Annotated in this window: 15 protein-coding genes and 1 other RNA gene; 8 read left to right on the top strand and 8 right to left on the bottom strand. The window is 50.6% G+C overall.

All coding sequences use genetic code 11. The features are described from left to right. Positions 1–47: 47 nt before the first annotated feature. The 3 genes from G8768_RS01170 (at position 48) to ppnP (ending at position 2,812) form a co-directional block, all read left to right on the top strand. Complete coding sequence (locus tag G8768_RS01170; RefSeq protein WP_166852687.1) at positions 48–1,046, top strand: alpha/beta hydrolase; 999 nt, start codon at positions 48–50, stop codon at positions 1,044–1,046. Between the two features lie 128 nt (positions 1,047–1,174). Further along, the gene (locus tag G8768_RS01165; protein ID WP_166852690.1) at positions 1,175–2,380 is read left to right on the top strand and encodes an acyl-CoA dehydrogenase family protein; all 1,206 of its coding nucleotides are present in this window, start codon (positions 1,175–1,177) and stop codon (positions 2,378–2,380) included. 120 nt (positions 2,381–2,500) lie between these two features. Beyond that, entirely contained in the window at positions 2,501–2,812 is a 312-nt protein-coding gene (gene ppnP, locus G8768_RS01160; protein ID WP_166852693.1) for a pyrimidine/purine nucleoside phosphorylase, read from the top strand. A 138-nt stretch (positions 2,813–2,950) separates the two neighbouring features. Here ppnP and serA read toward each other — a convergent pair whose 3' ends face one another. After that, positions 2,951–4,180 (bottom strand): phosphoglycerate dehydrogenase, encoded by a 1,230-nt coding sequence (gene serA, locus G8768_RS01155; protein ID WP_166852697.1) that lies wholly within the window; start codon positions 4,178–4,180, stop codon positions 2,951–2,953. 124 nt (positions 4,181–4,304) lie between these two features. Between serA and G8768_RS01150 the strand changes: the two genes are divergently transcribed. Then, the gene (locus G8768_RS01150) at positions 4,305–4,997 is read left to right on the top strand and encodes a fumarylacetoacetate hydrolase family protein (RefSeq protein ID WP_243749342.1); all 693 of its coding nucleotides are present in this window, start codon (positions 4,305–4,307) and stop codon (positions 4,995–4,997) included. Positions 4,998–5,014: 17 nt separating this feature from the next. On the opposite strand, the gene G8768_RS01145 is transcribed toward G8768_RS01150, so the two are convergent. The 4 genes from G8768_RS01145 to G8768_RS01130 form a co-directional block, all read right to left on the bottom strand. After that, entirely contained in the window at positions 5,015–5,608 is a 594-nt protein-coding gene (locus G8768_RS01145; RefSeq protein ID WP_166852701.1) for a 5-formyltetrahydrofolate cyclo-ligase, read from the bottom strand. Between the two features lie 42 nt (positions 5,609–5,650). After that, positions 5,651–5,827: non-coding RNA, 6S RNA (gene ssrS / locus G8768_RS01140), on the bottom strand. A gap of 158 nt (positions 5,828–5,985) precedes the next feature. Next, positions 5,986–6,306 (bottom strand): cell division protein ZapA, encoded by a 321-nt coding sequence (locus G8768_RS01135; RefSeq protein WP_166853486.1) that lies wholly within the window; start codon positions 6,304–6,306, stop codon positions 5,986–5,988. Positions 6,307–6,394: 88 nt separating this feature from the next. Continuing rightward, positions 6,395–6,601, bottom strand: coding sequence for a TIGR02449 family protein (locus G8768_RS01130; protein ID WP_166852704.1), 207 nt, complete (start codon positions 6,599–6,601; stop codon positions 6,395–6,397). A gap of 220 nt (positions 6,602–6,821) precedes the next feature. On the opposite strand from G8768_RS01130, the gene G8768_RS01125 reads away from it, so the two are divergent. From G8768_RS01125 to G8768_RS20910, 4 genes are read left to right on the top strand one after another with little or no spacing between them, the layout of a single operon-like run. After that, positions 6,822–7,403 carry a UPF0149 family protein gene (locus G8768_RS01125; RefSeq protein ID WP_166852706.1) on the top strand — a complete coding sequence of 194 codons (582 nt, stop codon included), beginning with the start codon at positions 6,822–6,824 and terminating at the stop codon, positions 7,401–7,403. A 24-nt stretch (positions 7,404–7,427) separates the two neighbouring features. Further along, positions 7,428–8,750 (top strand): Xaa-Pro aminopeptidase, encoded by a 1,323-nt coding sequence (gene pepP / locus G8768_RS01120; protein WP_166852709.1) that lies wholly within the window; start codon positions 7,428–7,430, stop codon positions 8,748–8,750. Between the two features lie 33 nt (positions 8,751–8,783). Next, positions 8,784–10,064, top strand: coding sequence for a 2-octaprenyl-6-methoxyphenyl hydroxylase (gene ubiH / locus G8768_RS20915; RefSeq protein WP_243749341.1), 1,281 nt, complete (start codon positions 8,784–8,786; stop codon positions 10,062–10,064). 3 nt (positions 10,065–10,067) lie between these two features. Further along, positions 10,068–11,327 carry a UbiH/UbiF/VisC/COQ6 family ubiquinone biosynthesis hydroxylase gene (locus G8768_RS20910; protein WP_341800953.1) on the top strand — a complete coding sequence of 420 codons (1,260 nt, stop codon included), beginning with the start codon at positions 10,068–10,070 and terminating at the stop codon, positions 11,325–11,327. A 59-nt stretch (positions 11,328–11,386) separates the two neighbouring features. Here G8768_RS20910 and G8768_RS01110 read toward each other — a convergent pair whose 3' ends face one another. The 3 genes from G8768_RS01110 to G8768_RS01100 all read right to left on the bottom strand — a co-directional run bounded on the left by G8768_RS01110 (position 11,387) and on the right by G8768_RS01100 (position 13,834). Continuing rightward, positions 11,387–12,589 carry an Nramp family divalent metal transporter gene (locus G8768_RS01110; RefSeq protein ID WP_166852712.1) on the bottom strand — a complete coding sequence of 401 codons (1,203 nt, stop codon included), beginning with the start codon at positions 12,587–12,589 and terminating at the stop codon, positions 11,387–11,389. Positions 12,590–12,743: 154 nt separating this feature from the next. Next, positions 12,744–13,238, bottom strand: coding sequence for a midcut-by-XrtH protein (locus tag G8768_RS01105; protein ID WP_166852714.1), 495 nt, complete (start codon positions 13,236–13,238; stop codon positions 12,744–12,746). Between the two features lie 80 nt (positions 13,239–13,318). Further along, positions 13,319–13,834 carry a hypothetical protein gene (locus tag G8768_RS01100; protein ID WP_166852717.1) on the bottom strand — a complete coding sequence of 172 codons (516 nt, stop codon included), beginning with the start codon at positions 13,832–13,834 and terminating at the stop codon, positions 13,319–13,321. Positions 13,835–13,848: the final 14 nt, after the last annotated feature.

The following is a 13,848-nucleotide window of genomic DNA, read 5'->3' as shown; positions in this document are numbered from 1 at the left end:
ACCGGCACAGGAACGGTGCAGCCGCCTTCAGAATTAAGTGACACTTTATGATCAGCAAAGAAGCCCAGTATTACCCCAATGGCCATTGGCTCAGTGAAAAACAACTTCACAAGTTACGAGATTTATTGGGCAATTTCAGTTTTGAGGGCTCCGAGGCTGACAGTGACGATGTGGCCCTGTTAAAGCAACAGTATCTGAGTTTTTACAATATTGATTTCCCTGGTGAATTTCCTGAGTTGGAACTGCGCCATGACATGGGGAAAATTCACAGCGCTGAATTTGAGATTTTATGTCAGGCCTGGCGCCCATGGGACTTCAAAGCCTGGGTGGTTTTGGTTCACGGTTACTACGACCATATGGGCATTTACCAGCATATCATTCGCCATCTTTTGAAGGAGGGTTATGCGGTACTGGGCTTCGATTTGCCAGGACACGGATTAAGCACGGGTGAGCGAGCATCGATCGCCAGTTTCGACCAGTACAGTAAAGCCTTGCAAAATGTACGTGCCCTGCTCAATGAAGAGCAATGCCCCATTCATGTGTTGGGGCAGAGTACGGGCTGTGCGGCGATCATGAATGCTTTGTTGGCACAGCAAACCGATGATTTTGATAAGGTGCTGTTGCTGGCACCTCTGGTAAAGCCTTTCGGTTGGAACAGCGGGCAATGGCTTTTCAAATTACTGAATAATCGCATCAACAGTATGCCCCGCCGATTCGCCATTAACTCCCACAATATTCCCTTTATGAAATTTTTGGCGGAACAGGATGTCTTGCAGCCCAAACAGCTTTCGGTGACCTGGGTGGCCGCGATGAAAGAGTGGCTGGAGAAGGTTGAAGCGGTGAGCGAACCTTGTGACAAAGCTATCGTCATTATTCAGGGGACCGATGACAAGACGGTGGATTGGGAATTCAACCTGCCGCAAATTGAAAAAGCCTTTAGTCAGGTCAAAGTGGAGCTGATCGAAGAAGGCCGCCATCAACTGGTCAATGAAGCGTTGCGCTATCGCGAGCAAGTGTTTCGCCAAGTGAGCCAGCATCTGGCTTAAACGACCTGATTCACCATCAGCGCGACGATTCTCCCCCTGTTGCCTGGCTTTCTCCCGGGTTGATAATGGTTCTTCTACCAACGGCTCGGTCTGGCCAAACCTTCCAATAATAATCAAATGGAGGCCCTATGATTCAGTGGAGTGAGACGCATCAGAGTGTTCGCGATATGGTGCGGGATTTTGTCGAAAAAGAAATTGTTCCCCACCTCGATGATCTGGAGTATGAGGGCTTGCCGCCCTACGACATTCTTCGCAAATTCGTCAAAACCTTCGGCCTGGATGAAATGGCCAGAGCGTCTTTTGAACGTCGTATTGCGGAAGCCAATAATCCCGATAAAAAATCCGAGTCCGACAGCGGTCGCGACGCGGCCTTGAGTTTGATACCGACCATTGAGATCAGTCGTCACGCTCAAGGCTTGGTAACCGCCATGGGTGTCTCAATGGGCTTAACGGGCGGTGCCATTATGTCCAAGGGCACGTTGGAGCAAAAGAAACGTTGGGCCCTGCCTTTGCTGACCCTTGAAAAAGTTGGCGCTTGGGCCATCACCGAACCGAATTCCGGCAGTGACGCTTTTGGGCAAATGAAATCAACGGCCAAGCGCGTGGATGGTGGTTATCGTCTCAACGGCAATAAAACTTTTATTACCAATGGGCCCTATGCCGACACCATCGTGTTTATTTGTAAATTGGATGAAGAAGGTGTTCCCGCCGAGCAGCGTAAAATTGTTTCTTTTGTTCTGGATTCCGGCATGGAAGGTCTGGAGCAATCCAAACCCTTCCACAAAATGGGCATTGGTTCCTCGCCAACAGGTGAGTTATTTTTACAGGACGTTTTTGTTGAAGATGATCGCCTGTTGGGCGGCAACGTGAACAGTTATGGTCGCGGAGGGGCCAAGGCCACGTTCGCCCAGGAGCGAGCCGGTATAGCAGCGATGGCATTGGGTATTGTCGAGCGCGCACTGGAACTGTCTGTGGAATATGCCAAGGAGCGAAAACAGTTTGGTCAGGCCATTGGAGAATTCCAGCTGATCCAATTAAAACTCGCCAATATGGAAGTGGCACGGGTCAACATTCAGAATATGGTGTTTCGCTATATTGAAATGAGCCAGCAGGGTTTGCCGATGAGTATGGCGGAAGCCTCATCCATGAAATTGTACGCTGCGCAAGCTGCGATGGACGTCACAACGCAAGCGGTACAAATTTTTGGTGGCAATGGTTATATGCGCGAATATCGTGTGGAACAATTAATGCGCGATGCCAAGATTTTACAGATCTATGGTGGCACAGACGAAATGCAGGTGTTGGCGATTGCAAAAGATCTGTTGAGAGATTAACGCAAATTCCGTTACGCAGTTTTCGGTGTTGCTGCTGCATGCTCGCAGGCTGCGCACATCGTGTGCCCTTTGCTATATAATCCACCTAAAATTAAACAAAACCATAGCAAAGAGAAAACCATGTCTACATTCGAAAACGTAAGCGTTGTTAAAGCGGCCAATATCTATTTCGACGGAAAGGTTGTCAGCCGAACAGTCTTGTTCGCAGATGGCAGTAAAAAAACACTGGGTCTGATGTTGCCCGGTGAATACACCTTCGGTACGGAAGCCGCTGAACTGATGGAAGTGCTGGCGGGTCAGGCAGACATTTTGTTGCCCGGCCAGAAAGAATGGCAAACCGTAAAATCTGGCGATGATTTTAAGGTGCCAGCAGACAGCGAGTTTTCATTAAAAGTTGTTGAGCCTTTGGATTACTGCTGTTCGTATTTGTAATATCGCCCACTCATTGTTGAGGCAAGAAACAGAACCTTAAGTGGGTTTTGATTTTGGGGGTGTGAAAAGCAGGACAACCGGGGACGTAACGATCCCCGGAATAGAATGGCTCTGCTCAAGAGGCGGAGCCATTTAACATTAAAACAACACGCGACAACGCATTGTGCCTTCAATGCTCTTCAGCTGCTGCAGTGCCACATCGCTGTATTCCGCATCAATGTCCACAACAACGTAACCAACGGAATCATTGGTCTGCAAGTATTGACCAAGAATGTTGATATTGTTTTCAGAGAACACCGAGTTGATGGCAGACATTACGCCAGGCACATTCTGGTGAACATGCAATAAGCGATGAACGTCTGAATGCGCAGGCAAGGCCACCTCGGGGAAGTTAACAGCGGTAATGGTAGTACCGTTGTCGGAGTATTTGACCAGCTTCTCAGCCACTTCCAAACCAATGTTTTCCTGGGCTTCCTGAGTGGAGCCGCCAATGTGGGGTGTCAGCAGGGCGTTGTCGATACCGCGTAATGGGCTCTGGAATTCATCTGCATTACCGCGAGGCTCTACCGGGAAAACATCAATGGCGGTGCCGCCAAGCTTGCCGGACTTCAAACTTTCCGCCAGCGCTTCGATGTCGACAACCGTGCCGCGAGAAGCGTTCAAAAGAATAGCCTTGTCTTTCATTTGGGCCAATTCTTCGGGGCCGATCATCATCTTGGTCGCGGCCGTTTCAGGTACGTGCAGGCTGACGATGTCTGAACGGTTCAGTAACTCGTTCAGATTGCGAACCTGACTGGCATTACCCAGAGGCAACTTGGTGACCACATCAAAAAAGATGACCTTCATGCCGAGAGATTCAGCCAGCACACTGACCTGGGTACCAATCGAACCGTAGCCGATAATCCCCAGAGTCTTACCACGAATCTCATAGGAATCCGCTGCAGACTTCATCCAGCCACCGCGGTGACATACTGCGTTCTTCTCGGGGATGCCGCGCAACAGCAGAATGGCTTCTGCGATGACCAGCTCCGCAACCGAGCGAGTATTGGAGTAGGGTGCGTTAAAGACGACGATACCCAGTTCTTCGGCGGCCTTCAGGTCCACCTGATTGGTGCCGATGCAAAAACAACCCACGGCAATCAACTTGGGCGCCGACGCCAGAACCTTAGCGGTTAACTGGGTACGGGAGCGAATACCAACAAAGTGGGCGTCAGCCAGCTTTGCGATCAATTCATCCTCGGGCAGAGAGGTTTTCAGATATTCGATATTGGTGTAGCCGGCCGCCGTTAAAGTGTCGATGGCGGATTGGTGAACACCTTCAAGGAGCAGGAACTTAATCTTGCTTTTTTCCAGGGAAATACTGGCCATGTGAAACTCGTTACTTGCTATGGGTCGTTTTATGGGCTCTTGGCGTAAAGCGGTGGCCCTGTTTTAAGGCGCGCTATGATAGCATATGCAGCCCGTGGTGCTATTGATTTGGAGTTCTAAGCTTATGGCTGCTGAGATTATGCTGGATGGCCAGCCTTTTGCCCCTTGTGTGGAAAAGGGCGTGGGTAAGGTGGTGTGTGTAGGGCGCAATTATGCAGCCCATGCAGCGGAGCTGAACAACCCCATCCCCGAAGAACCCATCCTGTTTATGAAGCCGCCAACGGCGATCAGTCGAATCAGCCCACATTTCAGCATTCCCGGTAATCGCGGCGAATGCCATATCGAGACCGAGATTGCCATTCTGATTGGCGCCGAGATCGCCCGCGCCACTGACTTTCAGGCGAACATCGCCATTGCGGGCATCGGTATTGGTCTGGACCTGACCCTGCGCGAAGTTCAGAGCGCTCTAAAAGAGAAAGGTCTGCCCTGGGAGAAGTCCAAAGCCTTTGATGGCAGTTGTCCAGTGTCTGGATTTATCAGCCCGTCCGAAGATGAAGACTGGGCTGCCCTTGAGCTGAGCATGAAGCGCAATCATCTGGTGCAGCAGGAAGGTCGAAGTGCGGATATGCTGAATGGCATATTGCCGCTGATCGGCCATATCACCCAACATTTCACTCTGATGCCTGGCGACATAGTGCTAACCGGCACCCCGGCGGGCGTTGGTCCGATCGAACCGGGTGATCTGCTGGAATTTGAATTGAAAACCAAAGAGCAGTCGATTCAGCTGTCCTCGGAAGTGGTCGCCCGCACTTTCTAGCTGCTCACTCGGTGAGTTTATTTAACCGGGATATAACCCTGGTCGGTGAGAATGCCGCTCAGGGGGATGTCCCAGCTCTCCACTGGCAACTCGCTCAGTTCCTGCAAGCTGTGGGCGATACCTATCAGTGCTGGGCCACTACCCTCCTGTTCAGCTTTAAAAGCGAAACAGCGATCGTAAAAGCCACCGCCCATGCCCAGGCGTCCACCTGTTCGACAAAAGCCCACAAGAGGTAAAAGCACCAAGTCGAGATCTTGCGGGGCAATCGGTGTTACTTCTCCAGCAGGTTCGGGAATGCCAAAGCGGTTATCGACCAGCCGGGTGTTTCTCGCAAAGCTTCGGAATTCCATTGTCGTCGTATCCATCACTCGCGGAAGATAGCAACGCTTGCCGGCTTCAAGAATTCGCTCAATGCTCGGTTGTAAGCCCAATTCACCATCGCTGGCGATATATGCGGCAATATTCTGGCTATGCGCATAAAGCGGGAGTTTCACGAGTTGTTGTGCGACGTTCTGAGCTGCGGAGCTCTGCTGCTGCTGACTGAGTGCACGTCGTTTTTGGCGCAACGATTTACGCAGTTCTTGTCGGGTCGAAGAAATATCCTGAGACATGGAAAAGATTTGCGATTGGGAATTTTTGAAGGGGGTTAGGATTTAGGCCCCAGGGCGCCGCGGCTGACTTGGCCTTGAACCCGACGGTTCAAGGGGGGAAATTCTGCGCTGTATTAGGCTTTCCAACGTGTGGACGTGCACACCAACAGCGGCGAGAAAAACCCGATTTCTTCATTATCGGCTCGAGGACTCGTCAACGGGCGAACACCTCAGGGTTAAGCGAAGTATAGCCCATGGAGAAAGGCATACACAGGGATTTTTAGCGTGTCGAATTAAATAAAACGTTCGTATGGGGCTATTTTAAACAAACTGTAGAAGGGCTGTGCGAGGCGGGGAAATATTACTCAGCGGGCAGTTTGAGACACTGTCCGCCAAGCTTATTTGAGGGCTTTATCCAGTTTCTCAGCCAGGCGATTCAGCAGTTCATCATCCAGTCCGGCTTCGGCGGCCGACTGGCGTCGCTGCAGACTCAGCAGCTCGTGGCTGAGGTTAAGAGCAACCATGACCGCAATACGCTCCAGGCCGATAACATTGCCATTGGTGCGCACATCACGCATTCTGGCGTCGAGGTTGCGAGCGGCCTGCATCAGGGCGTCACGTTCCTCGGGAGTACAGGCAACCTGATACTCTTTGTCGAGAATTTTGACAAACTCTGTTGGGGTTGTGTTGCTCACTGTCCGCTCTCCTTGGGCTGACATAGGTTGGGCACTCATGACCAATATCTTTACCTGTCTCTTCTGTCTTGCTGCTGATCTATCTGCTTATCTTAGTCAATCCGGCAGGCACTTAAGTTGCACCGGCTTCCAATTCTTTCAAACGACCAATCATGGCCTCGACCCGACTGCGGGCTAACTCATTCTTTTCTATCAGGCGCGTTTTATCGCTATGCCATTGCTGGCGTTCCTGTTTGAGGACGTCATTTTCCTGCTGTAACAGCTGACAGCGCTGGATAAGCAAATCCAGTTTTTCTTCCAGTTTTTTTAGGTCTGCCATAGCGATATTAAGCCTAGTTGATCATGCCTACTATATTGTGCCAACGTAAATGGGTCAATGTGTTAAAGCAGTTTCTTAACAGTTTAGCCTATCCCTATAAACAGACGTGCTTTTTTGCTCATTCTTGTGAAGGGATCCGTTCCTCGAACCCGGGAAAGGCAAATCAATCGGACAAGCGTGTTAAAATGGCGCCGTTTTCACGTCGGCATTTAGAGAGATTATGTCCCAGTTATTGAGTTTTGATGAATATTGCGATTTTTTCGCTCCCATTGGTGCCCTGAACAGCCCAGCTGAATTGCATGGCATGCTGTGTGGCCAACTTAGTGGCGGTGCCCGCCCTGGGCTTGCCAAATGGCAGCAAATGGCCCTGGTGTTTCTTGATTTAGTCGACCTTGATGACAAGCTTATTAGTGCAGAATTGCGTCAGGCAATTGCCGAAATGTACAGCAACACTCTGCTGGCCTTGGAAGACGAGGCCATGGGCTTTAGTCTGGTGCTGCCCGATGAGGATACCGAGATGAGCCAGCGCCTGCAGGCTTTGTCCCAGTGGTGTCATGGCTTTCTGACCGGCTTCGGAAGTTCAGGCTTATCGGGCGAACAGAGTTTCAGCCCGGAATCCGCTGAGGCGCTCCGGGATTTTGCCGCTATCGTGCAAATCGGTACGGATGAAGATGACAGTGAGCAGTCCGAGTCCGATTTGTTCGAGGTGTGCGAATATGTTCGCCTGGCGGCAGTCAATCTGTTTTTGGAGTTTTCGCCACCCAGCGGCGAAGGGAAAAAACAGCCCGGCATTGTGCACTAGTCGTTTCAAACATTAAGGGAAGCTATGGCTATTGGCCCTGAGGAATATGCGCGCCGTCGACAGCGTTTGATGGAGTTGATGGAAGCGGACAGCATTGCAATTATCGCTGCGGCCAGTGAACAGCTGCGCTCCAACGATACCTATTTCCCGTTTCGCCAGAACAGCGACTTCTATTACCTGAGTGGATTCAATGAGCCCGATGCGGTTCTGGCACTGATTCCCGGCCGTGAGCAGGGTGAGTTTGTGATGTTCTGCCGTGATAAGCATCCGGAAAAAGAAATCTGGGACGGTTTTCGTTATGGCCCGGAAGGCGTGTGCCAACACTTTGCCGCCGATGACGCGTTCCCGATTGATGATATCGACGATATTTTGCCAGGCTTGATTGAAGGCCGAACCCGAATTTATTACGCCATGGGGCGTGATACGCAATTCGATCGCCATGTCATGGAATGGGTGAATGCTATTCGCTGTAACGAGCGAGGGGGTTCTACGCCGCCCGGTGAATTTCAGGAGCTTGATCATCTTTTGCATGAGCTGCGTTTGTTCAAAAGTGCCGCAGAAATAAAAGTTATGCAAAAGGCCGCGAGCATTTCTTCCCAGGCGCATCGTGAAGCGATGCAAGCCTGTCGCCCGGAGATGTTTGAGTATCAGCTCGAAGCTGTGTTACATCACCGTTTTGCGCAATCAGCGGCTCGTTTTCCTGCCTATAACAGTATTGTTGGCAGTGGTGCCAATGCTTGTGTGTTGCACTATGTTGAAAACCAGAAAAAAATGCGGGCCGGTGAGCTGGTGTTGATTGACGCCGGTTGTGAATATCAAAATTATGCGGCCGATATAACGCGGACGTTTCCTGTCAGTGGATGCTTCAGTGCCGAGCAGCAGGCAATTTATGAAATTGTTCTGGCCGCAAATGAAACAGCGATTGCAGAAGCAAAGCCAGGCAATCATTGGGACAAGCCCCACGAGGTATCGGTTCAGATCATTACTCAGGGGTTGCTGGATCTTGGTCTGTTGGACGGTGAACTCAATGAATTGATTGAAACGGCGGCCTACCGTCGTTTCTACATGCACAGAGTTGGCCATTGGTTAGGGCTGGATGTGCACGATGTGGGTGACTACCGAGTAGCGGATCAGTGGCGCTTACTCGAGCCCGGCATGGTCATGACCATTGAACCCGGTATTTATGTTTCTCCAACGGACAGTCAGGTCGATCAAAAATGGCGGGGTATTGGTGTTCGCATTGAAGACGACATTGCGATCAATAAACATCACTGCACGGTCTTAAGTGCCGAAGCGCCAAAATCTGTGATGGATATTGAAGCCCTGATGGCCGGACATATGCTTTAGCGCCACGAATGCAAAATAATCGATGACAGTTAAATGAGCAAAGAGAATTCGAATTTTTTCAATGTTGATATTGCCATTGTCGGTGGCGGGATGGTGGGCATCAGTCAGGCGCTGTTGCTGGCCGCTCAACACCCTGATTGGCGCATTGCTTTGCTTGAGCGATTCCCTTTTCCGAAAAATAACAATGAAGCGCTGTATCAACCAAGTTTTGATGCGCGGGCGACTGCCTTGTCGCTGGGCAGTGTACAAATTTTTCAGGCTCTGGGTTTGTGGCCAACGTTGGCGGAACATCATACGCCGATTAAAACGGTTCATGTTTCTGATCGTGGGCATTTTGCAGGCACGCAAATCTGCCATAAAAAACAGGGTGTTGATCTTCTTGGTGCGGTGATTGACAACGCTTGGTTAGGACGGGTTTTGCTTCAGGCCTTGCAGCGGGAAAATCAGATCCAATGGTTTGATGCCTGTGAAGTAGAGCAGGTTACGATGCGATCTGACGCGGCTCAACTTCAGTTTATTCGGAACAATGAAACCCAAACGATCGATACCAAGCTGCTCTGTTTGGCAGACGGTGGAGATTCCCTGCTTGCGCAGCAATTGGGTTTGCATCGTGAAGTACAAGACTATGGCCAGTCAGCATTGATCGCGACGGTAGAAACCACCAAAGCACATGGCGGTGTTGCCTATGAGCGTTTTACCGAGCAGGGTCCCATGGCATTGTTGCCTCTGGGTGAAAGTGATCAGGCGAATCGTTGTGCCTTGGTATGGACCTTACCCAGTGAAAAATTACAGGCAACTCTGGATTTGAGTGATGATGAATTGCTGGACTTGCTGCAGGAACGTTTTGGCTATCGCCTGGGGCGTTTCTGTAAAATAGGTTCGCGGCAGAGTTATCCCTTGCAGCTGCAAATTGTCCGTGAGCAGGTACGCAGTTCTCTGGTGGTTTTGGGAAATGCCGCGCACTATTTGCATCCGGTTGCCGGGCAGGGCTTTAATCTGGCTTTAAGAGATTGTGTGGCGTTGGCGGACACGCTTCGAACCGCCAGTAAAAGCAAGCGGTCATTGGGTGATCTCTCGGTGTTGCAATCCTATCTTTTGCAACAACAAAACGATCAGGATCTTACCGTTAATTTCAGCGATCAGATTGTCAAAGTATTCAGCAGCCAGAATTTACCCAAACAATTGTTTCGAAGTGCAGGCTTTGTGGCTCTGGCATTATTTCCAGAGGCGAAGCAGTTTCTTGCCAAGCAAACCATGGGGGTGGCAGGGCGCTTGTCACGTATTGCCAGTGTTGAATCTGAGAAAGCGAGTTGAGTCGTGAGCGACCATTCCCAACAAGAATTTGATATCGCCGTCGTCGGCGCGGGCCTGGTAGGTAGCACAGCTGCTCTTGCTCTCGCCAACGCTGTTCCGAATTTAAATATCGTTTTGCTGGATGCTGCCAAAGCCTGTATGGCATTGGCCGATCATAGCACCGCGACTTCGGTTGATGACTTTGATCCTCGTGTCGTCGCTCTGACGAGAGACTCCCAAACTCTGCTGCAAGAGGTGGGTGCCTGGCCGCTGCTTGAGGCCAAGCGCCTTTGCCCTTATACCGATATGCAAGTTTGGGATGCAGAAGGTACCGCGCGTATTGCCTTCGACAGCAGCGATATTCAGGAACACAATCTTGGGCATATCGTTGAAAACAAATTGCTGGTGTCGGCCTTATCCGAACGTTTGACCGGCGCGGAAAATATTACCCTATTGAATGAATGCCGTGTAAGCGAGATTCAGTGGCTTGATGGGCAACAAGAACTCAACTTGCAGCATGATTCCGATAAGCCTGTTACCCATGTGCGAGCAACACTGGTGCTTGCCTGTGATGGTGCTTTGTCTCCGCTACGTCAAATGATGCAGATTGCCACACGGGAATGGGACTATGGCCACGATGCCATTGTCACGACGGTTGAAACCGACAAAGCGCATCAGGGCATCGCTCGCCAGCGTTTTATCAGCACCGGTCCTCTGGCGTATTTGCCTCTGTCGAGAGGTGGTGAGGGGGATTCCGCTGATGAGCATTTTTGCTCCATCGTTTGGTCCTGTATCCCCGAGCGTGCTGAAGAATTGATGGCCCTGGATGATCGAGAGTTTTCCAAAGAGCTGGCGGCTGCACTGGAATTTGAATTGGGTGATGTCAAAGCGGTGGCCAAGCGTTTTCGAATTCCTTTACGCCAACGCCATGCACGGGAATATATCAAGCCCGGCTTTGCGTTGGCTGGTGATGCGGCACATACAATTCATCCATTAGCTGGGCAAGGTGTGAATTTGGGTTTAAAAGATGTCGCGGCGTTTGTTGAGCAGGTTCAATACGCTGTCACACGCGATGTGCCTGTCAGTCACTACTCTATCCTCAGACGTTATCAGCGCCAGCGCATGGCCGACAATTTGACCATGATGGCAACAATGGAAGGCTTTAAGCGCTTGTTCGGCAGCAAGAATATTTCGTTGCGTTGGTTGCGTAACGAAGGTATGCGCAGCCTGGATAAGGTAGGTGTGTTGAAAAATAAAATCGTACGTCAGGCGATGGGCTTATAGTTGGTTTGTACGCCAGCATCGCCCGACGTTTTTCTAATTGTGGCTTAGAAAACTGCGGCTTAGAATAAGCTGTAGAGTTTGTAGAGTCCGAGACAAGACACCAGAATCACCACAAAACCTCCCAGGCAATTGGCCAGCAATCCATTTTTGTAATTCCCGAGCAGGCGTTCCTGGTTCATCGCCAGCAATAGGAAAACAGCGATCAAGGGCAGCAATAAGCCATTCGCTGCCTGAGCGAAAATAATGGCCGCCAGTGGCTTGGTACCCGCAATTGCAAAGCCGGCGCCGCTCAGCAACACGGCAAACCAGATAAATTGAAAGCGTCGGTTTTTAAAATCGGTGGACCATCCCATTGCGCCACACACCGCAAACGCTGCTGCCAAAGGTGCCGTAATCGCGCTGGTCAAACCTGCCGCCAGCATACCCAATGCAAAACAATACTTAGCGGCTGGGCCCAATAGTGGTTCAAGCTGCTGGGCCAGTTGGCTTGCCTGAAAACTCTCACTCTGACCAAAAAAAGCGGTTGCCGAGGTGGCGATGATGGCCAAAGTGATCAAGCCGCCAAAGCCAATGGATAAGCCGGTATCCCAGCGACTGTGTGACAGCGCCTGATCAATATCGCTTTCTCCGGATTCCTTGAAGGCCTGGCTGACACTGCTGGCATGAAGGAAGAGATTATACGGCACGACGGTGGTGCCAATCAGGGCGATAACGATCAGCACGCTGCCATCGGGAATGCTTGGGGTGAACAAGCCCTTCAAAATACCGAGCCAATCCGGGCCGACCCAAAATAAGGTCAACAGAAAAACAATGCTCATTAAGACCACGAGGGAAATGAGGGCCTTTTCAATCAGCTTGTAATGCCCGCTGGCGAGTAAAGCAAAGGCCAGCAGTGCGATAATACCGGCGGCCAATTGATTGGAAACATCAATGGCACTGTTGATGCCCAGGGCCGCGCCGGCGATGTTGCCGGTTTGATAGGCTGCATTACCCAAACCAATCGCGGCAATAATCAAGAAGATACTCAGGCTTTTCAGTTCCGGACGGTGAAAGCTGGCGCGAACGGCTTCAGCGAGACCTTTGCCGGTAACTAACCCCAGGCGGGCGGCCATTTCCTGCAAAACTATCGTAGCGAATACCGAGAACAACAATGCCCAAAGCAAAGCGAAACCAAAGCCGGCGCCAGCTTTACTGGCGGTGGCAACGGTGCCCGGGCCGATAAACGCAGCAGCAACCAATAATCCTGGGCCAAATTTCTTCATAATTTAAGCCTTCAATAAGAATGGACTGGAAAAAGATAACCCCGGATTCTGTACGAATATACCGGGTAGTACCAGTATTAAAGAGGGAAGTTGGAAAGAAAGTGGATATGCCCCGGCTTTTTGTCGCCGGAGCAATATTCTTCGGAAGCTTGGATTAATTACAGCGTATGTAACAGGAATGGGTTGCCTGAATGCTGAGGTTCACTGCACATTTCACAGTGTTGGCCGGCGGTACGGCGAGATCAGCATTGGTGCATGTGCCGGGCAATTGAATGCTTTTTACTTCCAAAGTAATGCCGGTGTTGTTTTGAAAGGTGTTGATGTCACTTGCGTTGATTGTGTAGGAGGTGTCGCCGGTTGCCGTGATGCCCACCAGTGTGCCACTCGCGACACCTTTTTCAATAAGGCTGATGCCGCTGCCGGTTGCAATCAGTGTCAAGGCTCCAAAGGTCATTAAGCCGGTGTGTAATTTTCCGCGGCCAAGGGATTTAAATTTATAAGCCACATAAGCCAATACCCCGCCGAGCAGCACAAGCAATGGAGCACCCAGCACCGGAACTTCCTGCACAGGAGCGCCAATAACGATTTGGGCATGGGCAAAATTACTGCCAAGCAGAAGTACGAGTAAGCTCAGATTACGAAGTTTCATGATATACCCCATATTTGCAAAGCCCCGCCAGGGGCTTCATTCATTTATAAATTATGTATTTGATCTTGAATCGATCGTGTTTACGGTGTGCAATCGATTCGACAGGAATTCGTGTGTTGAATGCTTGCGCCAACGCTGCAGCGCTGTAAGCCGCCGACATTGGGAATAGGTTTGTCGCTACAGTTGCTGGCAGGAAGCGTAAGACTCTTCACTTCAAGGGTAATGCCAGTGTTGTTTTGGTAATTGTTGATCTGGCTTTGCAGGACGTTATAACTGGTGTCGGCCTGAGTATTAATGACAACAAAGTTACCTGCTGTTGCCTCTGAAGATTCGATCAGGCTGATGCCGCTTCCGACAGACAGCAACGTGGCAGACGTTGCGGCCAATAATCCCATTTTAACGCGGCTTAATTGAGCGCCTCGAAAGCGAAACGCGATGTAGCCCAGTAACCCACCCATAATCATCAAAATCGGTGCGCCCATAATGGGAACCTGCTGAGGGTCAGGTGTTCCGATAACCACCTGTGCATTGACCAATTGAGTTGAAAGGCTGAGACCGACAAGGATTGGGAAAAGGGCGGAAATGCGCGTTTTCATAGTACCCACTTAAG

This window comes from Pseudoteredinibacter isoporae (assembly GCF_011602085.1).
Classification (GTDB): Bacteria; Pseudomonadota; Gammaproteobacteria; order Pseudomonadales; family Cellvibrionaceae; genus Pseudoteredinibacter; species Pseudoteredinibacter isoporae.
This window is presented reverse-complemented; position numbering and strand designations above follow the sequence as displayed.

Excerpts from the sequence above, each read along its gene's own strand:
- G8768_RS01125 (WP_166852706.1), top strand. The coding sequence starts at position 6,822 with ATGTCCCAGTTATTGAGTTTTGATGAATATTGCGATTTTTTCGCTCCC.
- G8768_RS01165 (WP_166852690.1), top strand. The coding sequence starts at position 1,175 with ATGATTCAGTGGAGTGAGACGCATCAGAGTGTTCGCGATATGGTGCGG.
- G8768_RS01105 (WP_166852714.1), bottom strand. The coding sequence starts at position 13,238 with ATGAAACTTCGTAATCTGAGCTTACTCGTACTTCTGCTTGGCAGTAAT.
- ppnP (WP_166852693.1), top strand. The coding sequence starts at position 2,501 with ATGTCTACATTCGAAAACGTAAGCGTTGTTAAAGCGGCCAATATCTAT.
- ubiH (WP_243749341.1), top strand. The coding sequence starts at position 8,784 with ATGAGCAAAGAGAATTCGAATTTTTTCAATGTTGATATTGCCATTGTC.
- G8768_RS01145 (WP_166852701.1), bottom strand. The coding sequence starts at position 5,608 with ATGTCTCAGGATATTTCTTCGACCCGACAAGAACTGCGTAAATCGTTG.
- G8768_RS01110 (WP_166852712.1), bottom strand. The coding sequence starts at position 12,589 with ATGAAGAAATTTGGCCCAGGATTATTGGTTGCTGCTGCGTTTATCGGC.
- G8768_RS01130 (WP_166852704.1), bottom strand. The coding sequence starts at position 6,601 with ATGGCAGACCTAAAAAAACTGGAAGAAAAACTGGATTTGCTTATCCAG.
- G8768_RS01100 (WP_166852717.1), bottom strand. The coding sequence starts at position 13,834 with ATGAAAACGCGCATTTCCGCCCTTTTCCCAATCCTTGTCGGTCTCAGC.
- G8768_RS01170 (WP_166852687.1), top strand. The coding sequence starts at position 48 with ATGATCAGCAAAGAAGCCCAGTATTACCCCAATGGCCATTGGCTCAGT.
- pepP (WP_166852709.1), top strand. The coding sequence starts at position 7,428 with ATGGCTATTGGCCCTGAGGAATATGCGCGCCGTCGACAGCGTTTGATG.
- G8768_RS01135 (WP_166853486.1), bottom strand. The coding sequence starts at position 6,306 with ATGTCAGCCCAAGGAGAGCGGACAGTGAGCAACACAACCCCAACAGAG.
- G8768_RS01150 (WP_243749342.1), top strand. The coding sequence starts at position 4,305 with ATGGCTGCTGAGATTATGCTGGATGGCCAGCCTTTTGCCCCTTGTGTG.
- serA (WP_166852697.1), bottom strand. The coding sequence starts at position 4,180 with ATGGCCAGTATTTCCCTGGAAAAAAGCAAGATTAAGTTCCTGCTCCTT.